Genomic DNA, 20,514 nt, shown 5'->3' with positions numbered 1-20,514 from the left:
TCCCCTGATTACCACTCTGGTTGGCGGCTACGTGCTCGGCATGCTGGCCCAGGCGACGGCATGACAGCATCAGCCATGTAAAAGAGAGGGGCTCTGGCCCCTCTCTTTTATCCTCGTTTTTTACGTCCCCGCCCTTCCCGCAGCGTCTCGCACTCTTGCTACCTGCACCGATGCGGCACAGTTTGGGTCCCTTTGTCAGCCCCCCAGCCGGGACACAATGGCCACGGCACGGCGACCAGGTTGCCACTCCCCTTCTCATCAGCACAAAACGCTGACCAGCCCGGCTCAATCCGTCAGGTAAACAGCAGATCCTGCAGCGGCCCCCACCGGATGGGGAAGCCCCGCCGCCAGATGGGCAAATCCGTTCGTTTGCGCCCTTGGCTAGACTGGGCCAGTCGTCTTATGACACCCACTTGGCACATGTGCCCGCAACCCAATCTGGAAGGATCCGATATGAAACCCTTGCTGACCGCCCTCTTGCTCCCCCTGCTGCCCCTCGCCGTGCAGGCCGCCGAACCCGTCTGGATCACGGTCGGTGCCGACAGCGGCGTCGAACTCAAGCAGGTCAAGGCCAAGCTGGCCCCCCTGTTCAGTGCCAGCGGCGCCCCCATTCAGCTGGCTCAGGTCGAGGCGAACGAGCTTGGCACCCTCTCCCACCTGATGCACGAGGGTCATCAGCGCTGCGGCGGCTACGTGGTGCACAGCACCCTGGCCGACGCCCTGCAGAGCATGGCCCAGCCCCTCACGCAGAACCTGTTCAGCGCACCGCCGCTGACCCAGGGCAGCAGCGTCAACCGACTGCTGCCCTATCTGGATCAGGGCAACATAGTCGGCACCATCAGCAAGCTCGCCAGCTGGCGCAACCGCTACTACACCACCACCACAGGGGTGCAATCCGCCGACTGGGTGGCCAGCCAGTGGCAGAGCCTGAGCACAACCCTGCCCTGGGCCAGCGTCAGCCGGGTCAAGCACAGCGGCTACCCACAGCAATCCGTGGTGCTGACCCTCAAGGGCAGCCGCTATCCGGATGAGGTGGTGGTGATCGGCGGTCATCTCGACTCCACCGCAGGCTCGGCCCCCAACAGCCGTACCCTGGCACCCGGCGCCGACGATGACGCCTCCGGCATCGCCACTCTGACCGAGGTGCTGAGGGTCATCGCCGAGCAGGGTCGCCAACCGGAACGCACCCTGCAGTTTATCGGCTATGCAGCGGAAGAGGTGGGCCTGCGCGGCTCCAAGGACATCGCCAGCCGCTACAAGGCGGCCAACACCAAGGTACTGGCCGCGCTGCAGCTGGACATGACCAACTATCAGGGCTCGGCCGAGGACATCGTCTTCATGACCGACTACACGGATCAGGGGCTGACCGGCTATCTCGCCCAACTGCTCGATGCCTACCTGCCGCAGATAAGTTATGGCTACGACAGCTGCGGCTACGGCTGTTCGGATCACGCCTCCTGGCACAATCAGGGCTATCCCGCCGCCATGCCGTTCGAGTCGCGCTTCAACGACTACAACCCCAACATCCATACCGCCCAGGACACCCTGCAAAACTCGGATGCCTCCGCCGGCCACGCCCTCAAGTTCGCCCAGCTGGCCACCAGCTTCGCCATCGAGATGGGCAAGATCAACTGAGCCAGACGCCGTTGAAAACAGGATAAAAAGAGAGGGAGGCTTGGCCTCCCTCTCTTTTAACGTCTCCCGTTCAGTACGGTCTTTGTTGCCAGCCGAACAGGCTGTCCTGGCGCAACTGCCGCCAGGCGTCACGGGAGAGGCCGGGTTCACGGGCTGCCAGCATCTGCTGCAATTCGACAAGCTCAAGGGCGGCACTGGCAACTCGGGGAGCTGGATTATCCGGCCAACAGGCGGCGGGCAGTATCTGCACGGCCAGCAAGGCGAGGGAAAGTATCAACAGATAGGGCGTCATCCTGTGGCTCTCATGTTCCGTCACCAGGTCTATTCTTGTCGGGACTGATGACGGCTTGATGACAGGGTGGGATCGTCATTTTACAACATCTGACGAGGCGGGCTGGCGCCTGGATGCATATGGCAACATTTATGCCAAATCTGCGCGAACCAGTTAATTTATGCCCTAAAAAGTAGTCGGGAGGAAAACGTTATCCCTGAAAAGAAAACGTTATCTGGTCAAAACGTTGTTTCTGGATCATAAAAAGTATCCAAAAACTGGTGTATATTGCACGGCGGAAACTCCTTAACCATGAAGACTGACATGAAAAAGACCAAAATCGTCTGCACCATCGGTCCCAAGACCGAATCCAAAGAAATGCTGGCTAAAATGCTGGATGCCGGCATGAACGTCATGCGCCTGAACTTCTCCCACGGCGACTACGCCGAGCACGGCGGTCGTATCAGCAACCTGCGCGCTGTCATGGCCGAAACCGGCAAGCACGCAGCCATACTGCTGGATACCAAGGGTCCGGAAATCCGTACCATCAAGCTGGAAGGCGGCAACGACGTTGCCCTGGTCGCTGGCCAGACATTCACCTTCACCACCGACCAGACCGTGGTTGGCAACAAAGACAAAGTGGCCGTGACCTATGCCGGTTTCGCCAACGACCTGCGCGTCGGCAACCGCATCCTGGTGGATGACGGCCTGATCGGCCTGGACGTGATCGAAATCACCGAGCGTGAAGTTGTCTGTAAAGTGCTGAACAACGGTGATCTGGGCGAGAACAAGGGCATCAACCTGCCGGGCGTCTCCATCAAGCTGCCGGCCCTGGCCGAGAAAGACAAACGCGACCTCATCTTCGGTTGCGAGCAAGGCGTTGATTTCGTTGCTGCCTCCTTCATTCGCAAGAAAGAAGACGTGCTGGAAATCCGTGAGCACCTGAAAGCCCACGGTGGCGAGAACATCCAGATCATCTCCAAGATCGAAAACCAGGAAGGCCTGGACAACTTCGACGAGATCCTGGCTGTCTCCGATGGCATCATGGTTGCACGTGGCGACATGGGCGTGGAAATTCCGGTTGAAGAAGTGATCTTCGCCCAGAAGATGATCATCACCAAGTGCAACAAGGCACGTAAAGTGGTTATCACCGCCACCCAGATGCTGGACTCCATGATCAAGAACCCGCGTCCGACCCGCGCCGAAGCCGGCGATGTGGCCAACGCCATCCTGGACGGTACCGACGCAGTCATGCTGTCCGGTGAATCCGCCAAGGGCAAGTACCCGCTGGAAGCCGTGACCATCATGGCCACCATCTGCGAGCGTACCGATGCCGTGATGCCGTCCAACCTGTCTGCTGCCAACGACAGCAACAAGCTGCGCATCACCGAAGCCGTTTGTAAAGGCGCAGTCGAGACCTCCGAGAAGCTGGACGCCCCGCTGATCGTGGTGGCTACTGAAGGCGGCAAGTCTGCCAAGGCCATTCGCAAGTACTTCCCGAAAGCCTGGATCCTGGCCATTACCACCAACAAGAAAACTGCAGCCCAGCTGGTCCTGACCAAGGGTGTGGTTGCTCACGTGGTTGACAGCATCGCCTCCACCGACGATTTCTATCGCATCGGTAAAGAAGCGGCGCTGGCCAGCGGCATGGGTCTGAAAGGTGACGTGGTTGTGATGGTCTCCGGTGCCCTGGTACCGAGCGGCACCACCAACACCGCCTCCGTTCACGTACTCTAATCCGTACTGAACCGATGAAACGGCGCCTGCGGGCGCCGTTTTTTTTATCTGCTCCCCCTGCTTCCCGTTCAAGCCCGGTGTTAGAATCCACGCGGATTTAATCCATGTGGGAAATGTCCCAAATATCGCGTAATAACCCGGAAGTTTTATGCTCTCAACACGCTTCAAAAGAGCCTCGGCCACCCTGTTGCCGCTGCTCTGCTTATTCATCAGCCTCTGCGCACCGCAAGCCATGGCGCAAGATGTCCCTTCCCGCGCCACGGTTCAACGTGCGCTGGATAGTCTGGGCAAATCGGAAACCCTCACCGTCAGCCAGCAGGCCGACCAGAAGTTCCTGACCGAGACCCTCAGCCTGCTCGATAGCATCGACAAGGAAGAGGCGAAAGCCAAAGCCCAGGCTCAGCGCTTGCGCAATCTGCCAACCGAGATCAAAGAGATCAGCGCCAAGCTCGATGCCCTGGCCCAAAGCAAGAGCGCCGAACAGATCAAGAGCGAGTACGCCAGCATGAGCCTGGCGGAGCTCGACAGCCGTCAACCGGAAGTACTGGCCAACATGCAGGATGCCCAGGAAGCCCTCGGCACCATTGGCAGCCAGCTCACCAGTCTGCAAACCCTGCCGGAACGGGCTCAGGCCAGCATGAGCCGAGCCTACCAGCGCAGCCAGGAGATCCGCAGCCGCCTCAATATGGGCGAGAGTGTCAGCAATGCCGAGAAACTGAAGCTCAATACCGAGCTGGCTCTGCTGGATCTGCAACTGACTCACCTGCAAAAGGAGCTGGACAACCGTACCAGCATGCAGGATCTGGCGGTCAAGCATCGCGACTTCCAGAGTGCACGCCTCGCCAACGAGGAGCAGAAACTGCAACTGCTGCAAGCGCAGAGCAGCGCCAAACGCCTGGGCGACACCGAAAAAACCGCCGAACAGACCGGCGAGCTGGTCGCCACCGAAAACAGCCCGCTGGTACAAAAAGAGCAGGAGCTCAACCACCAGCTCAGCCAACAGCTCATCGGCGCTACCACCAACCTCAACTCGCTGGTACAAAAAAACCTGCAAGCCAAGAGCTGGCTGGAGCGCGGCACCCAGACCGAACGCAACCTCAACGAACAGGTGCAGATGCTCAAGGGCAATCTGCTGCTGTCACGCATCCTCTATCAGCTCTACCAACAACTGGAAGCAGCGCCGACTATCGCCGTCAAGAATCTGGAAGAGCAGATCGCCGACCTGCACCTGGCCCAGTTTGAATTGAGCCAGCAGCGTGACCAACTGTTCCAGAAAAACCTCTATCTGGACAATCTGATTGCCAGCAGCAAGGAGCCGGTCAGTGAAGAGGACAAGGTCAACCTTGCCAAGCTGCTCGATACCCGTATCAATCTGCTGGACCAGCTCAACCGCCAGCTCGACAGCCAGCTGACCAACGCCATCAGCCTGCAGCTGACCCAACAGCAACTGGCACGGATCTACGCGGCCATCGAATTTACCCTGCAGCAACATATCTTCTGGGTTAGCAGCAACAAGCCCATCGACATGAAGTGGTTCATCAGCTGGCCCGCACAGGCTTACAAGCAAGCCTCCGACTGGGTGTTGAAACCGGACTGGAAAAGCTGGCGTGAAGAACTGCTGGGGATCTCCCTGCTCGTCTTTCCACTGCTGCTGATCGGCGGTCTGCTGGTATGGAAGCGCCCAGCCCTGATCGAGCGCGAGAAGAAGATCACCAAAGATCTTGGTCGCTTCCGCCATGACAGCCAATGGCACACTCCGCGCGCCCTGCTCTATACCGTACTGCAGCGCCTGCCAGGCAGCATGTTCATTCTGGCTGGCGGCCTGCTGCTCACCTACTGCGGTCTACTCAGCCCCAAGCTGACGTTCCAGATCACCCTCAACCTCGCCCTCGGTTACCTGGTATTCAGCGTCTATCTGGCCGTGATGCGTCCGGGCGGCATCGCCGAGTCCCACTTCCGGATCCCGAAAGCGGAGCTGCAGGCCAAGCGAGCCAGCATGCGCTATCTGTGGCTGCCGCTGCTGCCGCTCATCATGCTCGCGACCAAGGCGGTGGTTGAACCCTCCACCCTCGGCAACGACGTGATTGGCCAGGCCATGACCCTGGCACTGCTGGGACTGGCCGCCTATCTGGTGTTCCCCATCTCCCGCGCCCGCATCAAGGGCGAGGCGAGCATGCAGAAGTCGCTGGTCGCCATCGCCCTGGCGCTGGCGCCTATCGCGCTGATCGTGCTGGCGATGCTCGGTTACTACTACACAGCGCTCAAACTGACCGGCCGGCTGATTGAATCCTTCTACCTCATCATCATCTGGAGTCTGGTCTATCGCACCGCCCTGCGTGGCCTGGAACTGGCCGCCCGTCGTCTGGCCTACCGCCGTGCGGTTGCCAAACGTGAGCACAGATCGGTGGAAGATGCGGAAGGTGGTGAATCCATCGAAGAGCAACCGATGGATCTGGAGGATGTCAGCCAGCAATCCCTGCGTCTGACCCGTACCGTCCTGCTGCTGATTTTTGGCCTCGCCTTCTATTGGCTCTGGTCCGATCTGGTAGCGGTCTTCTCCTACCTCGACAGCATGGTCCTGTGGCACCGCAGTGAAGGGACTGGCGCCAATGCCGTGCTCTTCCCGATCAGCCTGAGCGACGTACTGATCGGTTTCCTGCTGCTCGGGGGCGCCTGGTCGCTGGCGCGCAACCTGCCCGGTCTGCTGGAAGTGCTGGTGCTCTCCAAGCTGAACCTGGCTCAAGGTACCGCCTACGCCATCACCACCATGCTCAACTACGTGCTGATCGGTTTCGGCTCCCTGACCGCCCTCTCCATGATGGGCGTCCAGTGGGACAAGCTGCAGTGGGTCGCGGGTGGTCTGTCGGTCGGTATCGGTTTCGGTATGAAGGAGATCCTCTCCAACTTCGTCTCCGGCATCATCATACTGTTCGAGCGTCCGGTGCGGATCGGTGACACTGTCACCATCGGCTCCTTCTCAGGTACCGTCTCCCGGATCCGTATTCGCGCCACCACCCTGACCGACTTCGACCGCAAAGAGGTGATCATCCCCAACCAGCAGCTGATGACCGAACGGCTGATCAACTGGTCGCTGAGCGATACCGTCACCCGCGTCATCGTACGAGTGGGCGTGGCTTACGGCTCGGATCTGGAGCTGACCCGCACCCTGCTCAAGCAGGCCGCCGACGACAACAGCCGCGTGCTGAAAGACCCGTCGCCCATCGTCTACTTCCTCACGTTTGGAGCCAGTACGCTGGATCACGAGCTGCGCTTCTTCGTGAGCGAACTGGGGGATCGCAACCCGGCAGTGGACGAGCTGAACCGCAAAATCGATCAGCTATTTCGCGAGAACGGCATCGAGATCGCCTTCAACCAGATGGATGTCTATATCAAGAACATGAACGATGGTTCTGAAATGGCAGCTCCGGCGCAGGATGGTAAAAAATCAACGTAATAACAGTTAGTTATCGCTAACCATTACCACCAAAAACCAATCTGAACGAAAAAAGATGTGACCCTAAGCGTGACCCTAATTACACTGGGGTCACGCTTTTTTATGTCTGAAAAAAACTTTTAGGGTCACACCATTGAGCAAGATCACCACGAGAAAAGAGGCTGACAAAGCCTTCAAGGATCTCATGCGCAGGGGCGAACAGGGAGAGCGGTTCGATAACCAGGCGGTCTACCCTAACCTTGCCCTCTGCTGGCCAGAGAAGTACCAGCGTCCGTTCTGGCGTCTGCGTTATCGCTTTGCGGGTAGGCAATGCAAGATGTTGCTAGGCCACGTCGACGTTATGTCGCTCAAGCAGGCTTTGGACGAGACAAAACTCATGATGGCCGACATTACCCGTGGGATAGACGTCGCCAATGTTCGGCAGGAACGTAAACGTGAGGCGCAAGCCAAGCATGCTGCAGCACAGAACCGTCTCACTGTGACGGCGCTAACTAATGACTTCTTAACCCGACATGTCGAGGGTAAGCGTAAGGATGCGAAGGCTGTCCGGCAGCGGTTCGAGAACCATATCATCCCCGCCATCGGCAAAATGAGCCCCGGTGAGGTGAAGCCGAGCCATGTTGACGAGATCCTGCATGGCATCGTGAATAGAGGAAGCCCTGCTATGGCCAACAGCATTCTTGATTGGCTGAAACGTCTGTTCAATTACGCCGTCAAGCTGCATATCGTGGAGAGTAACCCCGCAGTTGCCTTTACCAGGGCCGATGCCGGTGGCCAGATCCACCGCCGAGAGTTCTACCTCACCCGTGAGAAACTCGCTGAGGTGCTGGCAGCAATCCCCCTATGCCGCAGTTTTAGTCGAAGCTGCGAACTGGCCTTTTATCTGCTGCTGCTATTGGGTGGCCGTAAGATGGAGCTGCTGAAGGCCCCCTGGAGTGAGTTTGACCTAGACGCGCAGACCTGGACGCTGCCTGCACGTACCAAGATGGAAAAAGGGATTACGATCCCCCTACCCAACTTGGCAGTGACATGGCTCAAGGAAGCTAAGTATCTGGGCTGCGGTAGTGATTATGTTTTTCCCGCTATCAGCCAGCAATTAACCCCTCACATGGCACAAAACACCCTGAATGGGGCTATTAAGAAACTCCGGCAACAGGTTGAGGGTATTGAGAAACTTAACGTGCATTCTCTACGCCATACAGCCCGCACCCACCTCGCAGAATTGGGGGTTAAGCAGGAGGTGGCTGAAATGTGCCTAAATCACAGCCTAAAGTCTCAGGGGATAGTTGCTACCTACAACCACTATCAATTCTTTGAAGAACGAAAAGAGGCCCTAGAGCTTTGGGCTACCTTGATTGAGAGCTTGCTTCCCACACCATAACACCAAACGCATATGCAGGAGTGGGCTGACCATGGCCCCTCCCCCTCCATCGGTTCACGTCACAGTACATTGCACATTTAAAAAAACGCGCTTGAGCGATTTTTTTTAATTCACTTACTATGCATAAATTAATTAAATGGCGCTAAATTCTGCGCAATACCGCGTCACCTTGCGCACTGTTGCGCCGCTCAAAACTACATATTCACTCGTACTTTAAAAAAACAATTTATTAAAAATATTCGACGTTGCCTTGGCTGGTTTTGGGTAGTATCGTTTTATCAAACGTAGCGTTAAGACGTTAAAAATAGAGGTGCTACTCAGCGTAAGCTGCGCATCACTTGAGTTAAACCAAGGCCGCGCTGACAATATTTTTTAATTTCATTCAATGAGGTGAAACGATGAGTATTGAAAACATCCGATTACTCAGAATCCGTGATGTCACGGCTAGAGTGTGTATGTCGAAACCCACTATTTATTTAAAAATGAAAACGGGGGATTTTCCTAAGCCCATCACTATTGGCCCTAAAGCTGTGGCTTGGGTGGAAAGCGAAGTGAATGATTGGCTATTGCAACGGATGAAAGAACGATAATCGTACTGTGCTGGCAGGGTATATTTAAAAAAATTAACCAATCAGTATTCTAATACCATCTGCTATTAACCCAGGCACTGATACTTGAAGTAGAAAATCGCTCACCCCACTGTCACAGATTAAATTAAAATCATCGCATCAGTTTTTAGCTGACGGGTGTCTTTATTTAAAAATTAGCAGTTGGATTTTTATAATTAATGCTGAGGTAATTATGCATTATGAAATAGTCATGCCGCCCAGTATTCCTACGGGGGGATCGGTATTGAATTCATGCGTGGCCCACCGCTTACGCGAACACAAAATAAAAGGGGGAGCCCACCCAGCTCCCCCTTCCACTTCGCTGGCTCAACAATACCCATCACCCGCGAGCAAGCTTACGTACTCTATCAAAGCCCATGGGCTGCGCCAAGGTGCCCGCTTACGCACCAAGACGAAGCAAGATGCGCAATGTCACTTGTCTGATATGGTTCAATACGATAATGTATCTAGCGCAACGGCAAAATCCGTTGCCGGGCGTGGAAACCCGGAATTGAACTCAGCGCCAACCCACGCGCTTGCGTGGTTTTTTGTTGGCACTCGATCCCCTTTGCTCGGGGCTCTGTTGGCCTATCTGGTCGGCGGGGTCTGCTGTGTAATGGTGGCTCGGGCGGGGCAGCTTTCGGGCTGGCCGGTTTCCTCTGGGTTCGCCGGTATTTCCACCCCCGCTCGGGCTACCGCCATGAGTGTGGAAACTCTGGTCGGTAGTGAATACCTATCGAACTCAGAGGCTGCCATCATGGCTACTATCCCCACTCTTGCTACATCCAAAATATTTACTTTTTTGCTTGCTGCGCATGGTTGCCGTGTGGCCGAGCTACCCCGCATTCGCACTGTGTCGACCACTGCATACTCCGAAGACGAGGCCCGTGCCCATCTGCCTGGCCTGCCCTTGGTGTTTTTGTCCCGTACCCCGAGCAAGGGGGCCGCAGTATGAAACGCACCATTCGAACTCGCCAGGTTATCCAAGCTGAAGCTCTGTTTGAGCAGTCTGCAATGCTCGCTTCTGCTTTGAGCTGCATCTGTGAGTCCAATACCGAGAGGATGCTCTATTTGGAGCTCTCCGACCTGTTGCATCCATTGCAGACCCAACTTGATGAATTGGAGGCGTGCTGTGCCGGGACACCGCTGGAGGAACCTGCTGAACGGATCAATCGTTATGCCTCCGTCCTACTCAAGGTGCTCAATGGAAATCAGTCCCATATCGAGCCGTGTGTGATCAGTGTGTTGCTCGCCCCAGTCATTGCGGAGTTTGAGGCTGTCGAGCTGGCCAAGCTCAGAGAGGGTGTATGACCTATTACGCATGGGCTCCAGCGGCCCAACAACCCACATTCATGGGCCCAGCCAACCCCAAGACAGGCAAACGCTCACAAGCGGGCAGCCTGAGCGCCTTTGCCAGCCGTCGGCAGCGCGATGAGTTCATTGCCAGCACCAGCGGTATGGCGGGGGCCGTTACAGCCAAACAGGCCCGCCAGCTGAAGGCTGGGTTGGATGAACGCGCTTTCAATGAGCTGGTGACCGTTCTGGTGGGGGGTGATACATGAGCCAGGCAACATTCGTTTCTGACGTGGCCGCCGCGGCCTGTGGCCACTGGCCCGAACTGCTGGCCAATCTGGGTGTGACGGTACCGCCACGTAAGCAGCATGGACCTTGTCCGGCTTGTGGTGGGAAAGACCGCTTTCGGCTCGATGACAAGGGCGGGCGCGGTACCTGGATTTGTAGCCAGTGTGGTGCGGGTGACGGGCTGGATCTGATCCGCCGTGTCACCGGTAAGTTGCCGAAGGATGCTGCGGAACTGGTGGCGGGGGTGCTTGGCATTTCCCATGTTGCCATATCAGAAGCAGATCGAGAGCAATTGCAGCAGCAACAGCGCGCGCAGGCTGATGTAGAGCAACAACAGCAGCAGATTAAGCGCCAGAAAGCCGCCAGACGCGCTGCAGATATCCTGCGCGACTGCAAGCCTGGCCAATCCCCTTATCTGTCACACAAGCGCTTGAGCTGGCCCGGTGGGCTGTTGAATAGCTCCCTGATCCGGGTGGGGGAAGAGGCGTTCCCCGCTGGCTCCCTGGTGGTGCCGCTCTACAGCGAGACCGGCGAACTGGTGAACGTACAGCTGATCCGCCATGACGGGGTGAGGCACTACCTTGCCGGTGGCCAGAAGCAGGCTGCCTGCCACCGGATCCCGGGTAGTGCCCTGGTGGCGATTTGCGAGGGCTATGCCACCGGGCTATCAGTGAATCTGGCGACCGGTGCGACAGTCTACTGCGCCATGGATGCGGGTAACTTGCTGGCCATCGCTCAGGTGGTGAGGGGGATGGACGGCCCCTTGCAACCGTGCCGGTTATGGCTTGCCGCCGACAACGATGCCACCAAGACGGGCAACCCGGGCAAGACCAAGGCCGAGCAAGCCGCTGCTGCAGTGGGGGCTGTGGTAGCACTACCGCCCACTGCAGGCGACTGGAACGACTACCACCAGGCCCATGGGCTTGAAGAGACCAAGAGAGCCATCATGAGCCAGATTGAACAGATCCAGCAGCAAGGCGCCAGCCAGAAGGAAGGGCCGCGAGCCGAAGTGATCCCATTGCATTCTGTGCCAGATGTGCAAGGCGAGCAGGATCAACCAATTGATGGTGAGGAACTGCCAGAGGGCTATGAGATCAGGGATGGTATGCTCTACGTGCATGAATGGGTGGGCTCGGGGCAGAACGGCAGGCAGGAGGAAACCCTGATTTCCCCTGAGCTTAGGGTGGTTGCCGAAACTTCTGATGAGGCGGGGTATGGCCAAGGGCGCTTGCTGGAGTGGCAGGATCGGGCTGGCCGTACCCGGCAATGGGCGATGCCGGTCAGCATGTTGGTCCACCGTGGTGGCCAGGAGGCGCTGGCGTCCTTACTCAATGGCGGCTTACCCTTTGTGAACCTCAAGAAGCTCGACAAGTTGGCGGTCTATCTGATGATGAGCCAACCCGAGCGGCGGGTGACCTGTGTCGAGCGTACCGGCTGGTACGGCAAAGCGTATGTGCTGCCGGGTGGGGGCATCGGGCCAGATGCTGAGCAGGTGATCCTGCAATCGGCCGGCTACCTGAGCAGCGACTTCACCAGCTCGGGGGAGCTGGCCGACTGGCAGCGCCAGATCGCTGCTATGGCCGTGGGTAACTCCCGCCTGTGCTTCGCCTTGTCGCTGGCCTTCGCCGCCCCCCTGTTGTCACTGGTGGGGCAGGAAGGTGGCGGTTTCCACCTCAAGGGCGAGAGTACCGATGGCAAGTCCACCATCATGAAGGCCGCCGCCAGCATCTATGGCCAGCCCGATCGCTACTGTCACACCTGGCGGGCGACTGGCAACGCCATCGAGGGGATCGCCAGTCGGCGTAACGATGCCTTGTTGTGCCTGGATGAACTGGGCGAGTTGGATGGGCGTGAGGCCGGACAGGTGGCCTACATGCTAGCGAATGGCCAAGGCAAGGGCCGCAGCAAGCAGGATGGTGAGCTAAAAGAGCGCAAGGCGTGGCGGTTGCTGTTCCTCTCCACGGGTGAACTATCCCTAGAAGATCACGCCGCCGAAGCGGGTAAGCGTACCCAAGCCGGGATGGAGGTGCGGACCATCCAGATCCCGAGCAGTACCGGTAAGCACGGTGCGTTTGAGGTGCTGCACAACCAACCAGATGGGCGAGCCTTTGCCGATGCCCTCAACGAGGCCTGTAAGCGCGAATACGGCACCGCATTTCGTGCCTACATCGAGACCTTGGCAACAGGGCTAGACGCACACAAGGAACGCCTGAAGGCGGAGATCAAGCGTCTGGCGGTCGAGCTGACACCCGCGGGGGCCGGTAATCAGGTTGGGCGGGCTATCAATCGCTTTGCCATAGTGGCCGCAGCGGGTGAGCTTGCCACTGAACTGGGGATCACCGGTTGGCCACAGGGTGAAGCGACCAGCGCCGTGCGGATATGCCTCAAGGCGTGGCTGGATGAACGGGGGCACCTGGGAAACAAGGAAGACAAGGCCACCCTGGAGCAGGTGCGCGGTTTTGTTGTGGCGCATCAGCACAGCCGCTTTGCCGACTGGTTCGACCCCAACCACCGTCCGGCCAATATGGTCGGCTATCGCAAGAAGGAAGCCGATGGCGTGAGCTTTATCGTGCTGCCTCCCGGTTGGAATGAGATCACCCGAGGTCGGGATCCCAAGCGGGTGGCCCAGCTTTGTTTGGAGGCGGGCTATCTGTTGCCCTCGAATGATGGCAAACGAGCCCAGCGCAAGATCCGCCTGCGGGATGGCGGCGCAACGGTCTGGATCTACATGCTGACCGAGAGAGTGCTAGCCGATGAGGCCGATGGGCCGGAAGACGAGTAGCCAGCCAGAAGAAAGCAAGGGGTCGCCATCGTGCGGCCCTTTACTTTTTGTGGCTGCTCATGCTATTCGCGCATGTGCGCCCGCAGGGGTGAATTTAATAAAAGTATGGGAACAGTGGGAACAAGATAGATAAATGACCTTCAAAGCCTTATCCAGCAAGTGATACTAATGTTCCCACACTCACGGAATTTCGTGGGAACAGATTGGGAACAGTGGGAACAGTGGGAACAAGTCGGAAATGTTCCCAACCCCTGTTCCCTTTGTTCCCACACCTTCCAGCGATTGTGGGAACAGAGAAACCCAGTAGTGGCAAGGGTTAGCGGGTAATGTTCCCATGTTCCCACTGTTCCCATCGTTTTTACATCACACATGCATGTGTGCGTGCGCGAATAGCAAAAAGCGATGCTTTGTGTCAAATTCTTTCTCTGGCTGGCCGTGTTTAGGGCTCGCAGTTTCCCTCCCATGCTGGTGTTGCCAGCCGCGCCCGCGCCCCGCAGGGCCGACGCTTATGCCGAAGAGGACGAAGGACTCAAGCGCATAAGCAAAGTCGGTCACTATGCGTAAGTTTTCGCCCACTCATTTTCGCTTTTGGGGTAGCGTGGAATGAGAGCAAGCAGGGGGAGGCAGATCAGGTATGGCGGGATGTCAGTTTGCACACATTGACGGGTATGCACGACAAGGCGGGAAGACAAAGACGGGGCGGGTACTGTCAGCCCAGCAGATAGCGGATGAGGCTGAGCGTAAACCCGGTGCTCATCCACATGTGAAAGAGCCTAATCCGCCGATCCTACGGTTTGGGGTTATGCCATCGGAGGCAGTGCAGCAGGCCATGGCATGGGCGGAGCAGGCCGTTGACCCGCGAGGGCGTAAGCTGAGGATTGACGGACTGTGTTTAGGGGCTGGCGTGGTCAGTGTCCCGGAGAACCTGCCCGATGAGCTCTGGCCAAGGTATCGTGACGCCATGATTGGGTATCTGAAAACAAAGCATGGCGACAGGCTGAAATCGGTAGTCGAGCATGTTGATGAGCCGCATCGGCACATCCACTTTTACCTGGTACCGCAGCCAGGCGAATCATTCGGTGCTGTACATCCTGGGGTTGCGGCGGCGCGGGCCTCAGCTGCTCGAGGGGAGCGAAAGGGTCTGCAACGTCTCGCGTTCAATCAGGCCATGAGAGCTTGGCAGGACGAGATCCACATTGTGTCCGCGGACTTTGGGCTTGCCAGAATCGGCCCGCGTCGGCGGCGACTACCGAGGGAAGTGTGGAACGCGGAGCAGCGTGCTTTGTCTGCCCATGCTGCGCTCATTAGTGCAACGAAGCCGAAAGGGCCAACCATGGGGAAAATCAACCAGATCATCGCCATGCAAGAGGTTGAGCACCGAACCGGGTTGTTGGGGCGGGGCGCTCCGCTCTACACCGAGGAGCAGCTACTGGCCGCGACGAAGGCTGCTGCACTGTATGGTGCTCGACACATGGCCGATCAGCGTCAGGACTTACTGGAGGCGGTGATCCTGCGAACCTCTGAGATTGAGGCCGCAGAGAGTCGGCTGGCCGAACTGGCCACCCAGGAAGCCGCAACTGCGCTCCGGTTGGCTGAGGCTGCCGAGAGAGTAAAGGAAGTCAACTGCAAGGCTCAGGCACGCATAGACGCTTCTTTGCTGCAGGCCGAGCAGGCGGAGGCAATGGCAATACGGGCCGAACGCTGGGCCAAGCAGGCCGTCACCGCCATGGAGGGTCGAATGAGAGAGATTTTGTCCCCCATCCTTGCCGCATTTACGGCGATCCTTCGCGACCCCAAGGCAATAGAACCCAAGGTCGAAGCAGATGCCGCGATTGCAGCGTTGGCGGAACTGCGCCCGCTCGCCACAGAGATCCAGCAAGCCCTCTACCCGGTTGCAAAGGCAGTTAAAAAAGCCAACAAAGTTAACCAAGCACTTGGGCTCGACCTTCATCCGTAACGACCTGATTACCGATAGCCATTAAGGGGTAATTCCCCTCAGTCCAGCTGAAATATCCAACTCCACCAGTGTGTCCGCCCTGGATACACTGGCCGCTGCTCACATTTCGCTTGAAACCGCCGCATCATCTCTCATAGCGGAGACAGTCATAACCGCCATTGTGTAACGTCATTACACAATGGCGGTGGCTCGTCTCCCTGCGTAAACCGTTGCAACCTCCATAAAGTAACCAACAGCAGGAGAGCATGATGACCAATCAAGTGTTCATTGCGCGTAAGCGCCTGACCGTGTTGATCGGCTGTCGCTACGACACGATTGACCGCATGGTCGAACGGGGCGAGTTACCACGCCCGATCCGTCTGGGCCGAAATGGCCGTTATCGCTTCATTCGGGCCGAGGTTGAGCCCGCCTTGAAACAGCACGGGATCGATCTGGCCAAGCTGGAAGCGGCCCACGCCGAGAGTGCCGTCTGATCATGCCGCTGGCCACAACACCCAACTGGGGCGGGATCTTCCAGCCCGGTTCTACCTGGTTAACGATTTGTCAGGCAGTGTGTGGCGTGTTGCACATGGCAGGCCCACTTCATCCCGAACAGGCAAGGATACTACTCGAGATCTTGCGCCATGAGCTCGTGAAGGCCGCGCTGCCGGCTCAAGCCGAAGCCAGGTTAGACCCTTGGCACTACCTCACCGACCACGCCTACGGGCAAGTGGTGTTGAGCTCTGCTGGTCGGAATATCCAGCGCCAGACGCCCAATCGCACTGCTCAAACCCTCATCAAGAACACCCTCACACACTGGAGAAAAAACCATGACTAAACAGCTTAACCACGGCGCAATTTGCGGCCGTATTTTTGCCGCAATGCCTACTTTGACCCAGCAACAAGAGGCCATGTTGCTGGATAACCTGGACGGCATGACCGAAAGCGAGCTACGCAAATATGCCGCCAATGCCAGCGAACTGGTGAAGAGTCACCTTCACCCACGTGATGAACAGGTGCTGCTCAGCCTGTCGCAGCAGCTGGGGTATTTATCCACTGGCCAGCCAGGCGTGATGAACTTCACTGCCGAAAATGTGGATCGCCTAACTACGGACCTGAAGCACCTTACCGAAACAGATTGCTGATTATTCAACCCGATTTGGAGACAGAAAATGAATAACATCACAGATTTAGTGCAGGCAGCCAAACAAGCTCACCATGAATATATGGCGTGGCATGAGGGCGAGCAGCGGCTGTTGACCTGCATCAGTGGCCCGCGTATTGACGAGATCAAGCAGGAGATCCAACGGGGGCGTGAGCTCCGGCGAACAGCGATTGCCGAGGGGAAAACCGCCGGGAAAGAGTACCGCCAACTGTCTGTCCATATCTCGTCACTTGAGAGTGAGTTGGCAGACATGGAGGTCGTTGCCGAAGAGTTGGAGGAAGGTGAGTTTGTGCGTTCCTGTTCAGGGCAGGAACTGTGGCGCCAGCATCTTAAGCAGCGTTCCGGCCTTGCTGGAACCTATCTGGATGAATTGATCGCCAGCGACTTGGATGAAGCCCGCGGGGCCCTGACTCCACTCTTGCCAATGCTGGCCAGATTAGTGTCCAGAGGCAGACAGAAGGCGGCCATCGGTTCATTCTTGAAAGATGACACCAACTCTTTAGTCGTTCCCCCCGGCTTGAGCGATATAGAGCCAGCAGAAATCCTTCCGCTCGATATGGTGAAGTCATTGGTGGCTGAGTTGCTTGAACCAATCTGGAGAGATACTGACCCGGAACTGGACCCGGTGGTCATGGAAGAGATTAAGCGTATTCCTCCGAGCAATCTGATCCGTCTTGATTTGGTAGGCAGCCCGTCAGCCAAAAGAAGTGCTCGTGCAAAACAGGCTTTGCGCCTGCAGAAAGCGAAAGAGCCTAAATCTGCGGTCCAGGCAAGCCGTGATAATTGGTCGCCGGAGGCAATGCTGAACAGATCTAAACAGCTAAGTTAGTTGTGATTGTCCCCATAACCATTACAGAGCAAGGGGCATTCCAAATCGTGGCTACCCCTTGTTAAAAACCAACAGTTAAATCAATGGGTAAGAACAATGAGCTCTCTCAAACTTCAAATCCTGCTAGGGGCGGTCGACAAGCTCACCGCCCCCCTCAAAGCTGTTAGCGGCCAGAGCCGCCTGACCGCCAAAGACCTTGTCGACGCGAAAAAGCGCATCAAAGAGCTGGAAACCCAAAGCGGCCAGATTGAAGGCTATCGCACCCTGGGCCGCCAGATTGGCGCCACCCGCGCCCAGCTCACCCAGGCCCAGCGCGACGCTCAGCAGATGGCCCAACAGCTCGCCCAAGTAGAACAGCCCACCAAGGCCATGACCCGCGCCATGGAACAGGCCAAGCAGAAGGTGCGCGACCTCTCCCAGCAAGAGCGTGAAATGGTTGCCAGCCACGGCAGTTTGAAACGAGCCATGGGCGAGGCTGGCATCAACACCAAGCAGCTCGGCGAGCACCAGCGCCGCCTCAAGACCGATCTGGCCGCCGCCAACGGCCAGCTTGACCAACAGCGCGCCAAACTGGGCCAACTGGCTGACCAGCAAAAGCGCCTAAATCAAGTTAAGGCCAGCTACCGCCAGACCCAGGAGCTGCGCGGCCAGCTGGCAGGACATGGCGCTGCTGCGCTTGCCACTGGAACAGCCATGAGCCTGACCACCATTAAGCCGGTGATCGAGTTTGCCAAGGCTGAAACAGCTGCCGTCGATCTCAAAGTCACCATGATGGGCAAAGGCGGAGTGGTAAATAAAGACTTTCAAGCGATCAGCAATCTGGCGACCCAGCTAGGCAATAAGCTGCCGGGTACCACAGCTGATTTCCAGAACATGATGAACACCCTGAGCAAGCAGGGTATGACTACCAAGGCCATCCTTGGCGGCTTGGGAGAAGCAACAGCCTATCTGGGTGTGCAGCTCAAAATGCCATATGACCAGGCAGCGCAATCAGCCTCAAAGCTGCAAGATGCCACCAGAACAACCGAAAAGGACATGATGGGCCTGATGGATGTAATCCAGAGGGCAAACTACCTGGGGATGGATATCGGCAACCAAGAGGCGGCCTATGCCAGCTTGTCGCCGATCCTGAACTTGATAAAGAAAGACGGTCTTGATGCCGCCAAGGCACTTAGTCCGCTGCTGGTCATGGCTGACCAGGCGAGCATGGGTGGTGAAAAAGCAGGCAACGCCTATCGCAAGGCATTTCAACGCAGCATGAATGCCAAGAATATGGATAAGGCCAACGACCTGCTGGAAGGCAATGGCATCAAACTCGACTTCACCGATGGTAAAGGCAATTTTGGCGGGCTGGATAAGATGTTCGCCCAGCTTGGCAAGCTCAATAAGTTGAGCGAACAGAAGCGGCTGGCCGTGTTCAATCAGGTGTGGGGTGACGACAGTGAAACCCAGCAGGTGCTCACACTGATGATGACCAAAGGCTTGGCGGGATATAACGAAACCATCGCCAAGATGGAAGCACAAGCCTCATTGCAAGAGAGGGTCAACGCCCAGCTAGGAACAATGGGTAACCTCTGGGATGCTGCCACCGGCACCTTCACCAACGCCATGGTCAATTTTGGGGAAGCGATTAGCCCGGAAATCAAAGCTATCATCGAATGGATTGGCAACCTGTCAGAGCGACTTGGTAACTGGTCAAAGCGTAATCCTGAACTGTCCAACACCCTGATGCGAATTGCTGCGATAACCTCTCTGGTTACTGCTGCTCTTGGTGGGCTATCACTGGTTCTGGCCACTTTGCTTGGTCCAATGGCGATCATGAAACTGACTTTCGGGGTGCTGGGGGTCACCTTGGGCGGGATGCTTGGGGCTATCAGTGCGATCTTGGCTCCACTAGCTGGGCTAGCTGCATTGGGAATTACTATTGTCAAACTATGGGAGCCAATCAGTTCATTTTTTAATGGGCTCTGGAAAGGGATCTTGGTTGGGTTGTCCCCTGTATTTGAAGCTTTAAAGCCGTTCTCTCCTTTGGTTGATGGGATTAGCGGCAGTGTGAAAGCCCTAACGGGTTGGTTCGGTGACCTACTTGCTCCAATCAAGTTTTCCAAAGAAGTCCTGCAGGGTTTTGGGAATGCTGGTGAGTTTGTTGGCCGCATACTTGGTGAGGCATTTAATTTCGCCCTTACCCCTCTCAAGGCTTTCCTGAAAGGAATAGAGTGGCTACTCCAATCTCTGGGTGTCCTGGAAACCAAAAAAATTCCAACATTTAAGCTTCCGGCCGCAGATGCCTTGGGGTATCCAAATGGTAACTTTGGTGTGCCTGCATACTCGTCTGCATACACCTATGGGACTGGTAATCGAACTCGTATCGTTGAAACACCAAAGCTAGCCCCAAAGGCGAGTAAAACCATCAACAGCCAACCGTTCTATCAGCTGAATGTAACAGCTACATCAGGGATGGATGAGTCACGACTGGCCCAGATGATGGTCGACAAAATTAAAGAGCATGAGCGGGCTAACAAGAGATCGGTTCTGGCCAGCTTGTCTGATATCAACTGAGTGTAACCATACCGATAATCCAAATCTGAAAGCCCGGCCATTTGGCTGGGCTTTTTTACTGCGAGCAGAATGACTTGAAGGCGCACAGATAGAGCTCAGCTGTCCAAAAACACATAAAGCTTCTTCGGAGTCGATCTGTAATTGACCTGAGTTGAGGTGCCGTCTGCCGATCACCGCCAGCACCCAGCGCGAGCAGAAGCCCCCGCCCGCCTGCACGCGCTTTGTGTGTGGATAACCCTTCACCTAACAGATCGGGCTGAAACCGCGCCAGCACTGATGGGAGTCAGGGGTAATGGGGGCGAATTAATCCTTCAGAATCCTTCAAAATCTTTCACTTTCCGTCACGCCGATCTGGTGGCTGGAGAGCGTTCGGGCAAAACGAGGCTAAAGCCACGATTTTGGGCATGGTTTTATCTGTTTTGAGGGTTAGATGTTAGTGGCTTGGGGGAACTGCATTCTGTGTGGTGTCGTAGAGACCGCACTCTTTGCATGTGTCAGATACCTATGGTGGTCTAAAGGGCCAAGTAGCAACAGTGGATAGGTACATGTCGGGGTGTGGGGGCGACATAGCCTGAA

Annotated in this window: 16 protein-coding genes; 15 read left to right on the top strand and 1 reads right to left on the bottom strand. The window is 56.8% G+C overall.

Going from position 1 to position 20,514, the window contains the following annotated elements; translation table 11 throughout:
• The first annotated feature begins 453 nt into the window (after nt 1-453).
• Nucleotides 454-1,635, top strand: coding sequence for a M28 family metallopeptidase (locus tag ACW5XD_RS07100; protein ID WP_456494264.1), 1,182 nt, complete (start codon nt 454-456; stop codon nt 1,633-1,635).
• Between the two features lie 70 nt (nt 1,636-1,705).
• Here ACW5XD_RS07100 and ACW5XD_RS07095 read toward each other — a convergent pair whose 3' ends face one another.
• Nucleotides 1,706-1,927, bottom strand: coding sequence for a hypothetical protein (locus ACW5XD_RS07095; RefSeq protein ID WP_456494263.1), 222 nt, complete (start codon nt 1,925-1,927; stop codon nt 1,706-1,708).
• A 303-nt stretch (nt 1,928-2,230) separates the two neighbouring features.
• On the opposite strand from ACW5XD_RS07095, the gene pykF reads away from it, so the two are divergent.
• The 14 genes from pykF to ACW5XD_RS07025 all read left to right on the top strand — a co-directional run bounded on the left by pykF (nt 2,231) and on the right by ACW5XD_RS07025 (nt 19,938).
• The gene (gene pykF / locus ACW5XD_RS07090; protein ID WP_456494262.1) at nt 2,231-3,643 is read left to right on the top strand and encodes a pyruvate kinase PykF; all 1,413 of its coding nucleotides are present in this window, start codon (nt 2,231-2,233) and stop codon (nt 3,641-3,643) included.
• 148 nt (nt 3,644-3,791) lie between these two features.
• Nucleotides 3,792-7,097: a mechanosensitive channel MscK gene (gene mscK, locus ACW5XD_RS07085; RefSeq protein ID WP_456494261.1), complete on the top strand. Its 3,306-nt coding sequence runs from the start codon at nt 3,792-3,794 to the stop codon at nt 7,095-7,097.
• Between the two features lie 133 nt (nt 7,098-7,230).
• Nucleotides 7,231-8,478, top strand: coding sequence for a tyrosine-type recombinase/integrase (locus ACW5XD_RS07080; RefSeq protein WP_236301765.1), 1,248 nt, complete (start codon nt 7,231-7,233; stop codon nt 8,476-8,478).
• Nucleotides 8,479-8,876: 398 nt separating this feature from the next.
• On the top strand, nt 8,877-9,068 hold the full coding sequence (locus tag ACW5XD_RS07075) for a helix-turn-helix transcriptional regulator (protein ID WP_236301764.1): 192 nt from the start codon (nt 8,877-8,879) through the stop codon (nt 9,066-9,068).
• A gap of 211 nt (nt 9,069-9,279) precedes the next feature.
• Nucleotides 9,280-10,041 (top strand): ash family protein, encoded by a 762-nt coding sequence (locus ACW5XD_RS07070; RefSeq protein WP_456494260.1) that lies wholly within the window; start codon nt 9,280-9,282, stop codon nt 10,039-10,041.
• Entirely contained in the window at nt 10,038-10,397 is a 360-nt protein-coding gene (locus ACW5XD_RS07065; protein ID WP_042467308.1) for a hypothetical protein, read from the top strand. The genes ACW5XD_RS07070 and ACW5XD_RS07065 overlap by 4 nt, the downstream gene beginning before the upstream one ends.
• Nucleotides 10,394-10,648 carry a hypothetical protein gene (locus ACW5XD_RS07060; protein WP_042467310.1) on the top strand — a complete coding sequence of 85 codons (255 nt, stop codon included), beginning with the start codon at nt 10,394-10,396 and terminating at the stop codon, nt 10,646-10,648. Before ACW5XD_RS07065 ends, ACW5XD_RS07060 begins: the two co-directional genes overlap by 4 nt.
• The gene (locus ACW5XD_RS07055) at nt 10,645-13,449 is read left to right on the top strand and encodes a DUF927 domain-containing protein (RefSeq protein ID WP_456494259.1); all 2,805 of its coding nucleotides are present in this window, start codon (nt 10,645-10,647) and stop codon (nt 13,447-13,449) included. The genes ACW5XD_RS07060 and ACW5XD_RS07055 overlap by 4 nt, the downstream gene beginning before the upstream one ends.
• Nucleotides 13,450-14,410: 961 nt before the next feature.
• Complete coding sequence (locus ACW5XD_RS07050) at nt 14,411-15,406, top strand: hypothetical protein (protein WP_456494258.1); 996 nt, start codon at nt 14,411-14,413, stop codon at nt 15,404-15,406.
• Nucleotides 15,407-15,654: 248 nt separating this feature from the next.
• The gene (locus tag ACW5XD_RS07045) at nt 15,655-15,879 is read left to right on the top strand and encodes a helix-turn-helix transcriptional regulator (RefSeq protein WP_456494257.1); all 225 of its coding nucleotides are present in this window, start codon (nt 15,655-15,657) and stop codon (nt 15,877-15,879) included.
• A 2-nt stretch (nt 15,880-15,881) separates the two neighbouring features.
• Complete coding sequence (locus tag ACW5XD_RS07040) at nt 15,882-16,223, top strand: hypothetical protein (protein WP_456494256.1); 342 nt, start codon at nt 15,882-15,884, stop codon at nt 16,221-16,223.
• Nucleotides 16,216-16,530, top strand: coding sequence for a hypothetical protein (locus tag ACW5XD_RS07035; RefSeq protein ID WP_456494255.1), 315 nt, complete (start codon nt 16,216-16,218; stop codon nt 16,528-16,530). Before ACW5XD_RS07040 ends, ACW5XD_RS07035 begins: the two co-directional genes overlap by 8 nt.
• A gap of 27 nt (nt 16,531-16,557) precedes the next feature.
• A complete protein-coding gene (locus ACW5XD_RS07030; protein ID WP_456494254.1) occupies nt 16,558-17,379 on the top strand; it encodes a hypothetical protein in 822 nt (273 codons plus the stop codon).
• A 96-nt stretch (nt 17,380-17,475) separates the two neighbouring features.
• On the top strand, nt 17,476-19,938 hold the full coding sequence (locus tag ACW5XD_RS07025; protein WP_456494253.1) for a phage tail tape measure protein: 2,463 nt from the start codon (nt 17,476-17,478) through the stop codon (nt 19,936-19,938).
• Nucleotides 19,939-20,514: the final 576 nt, after the last annotated feature.

This window comes from Aeromonas enterica (genome assembly GCF_054052465.1).
The sequence above is the reverse complement of the archived record's forward strand: the minus strand, read 5'-3'. Positions and strand labels throughout refer to the sequence as shown.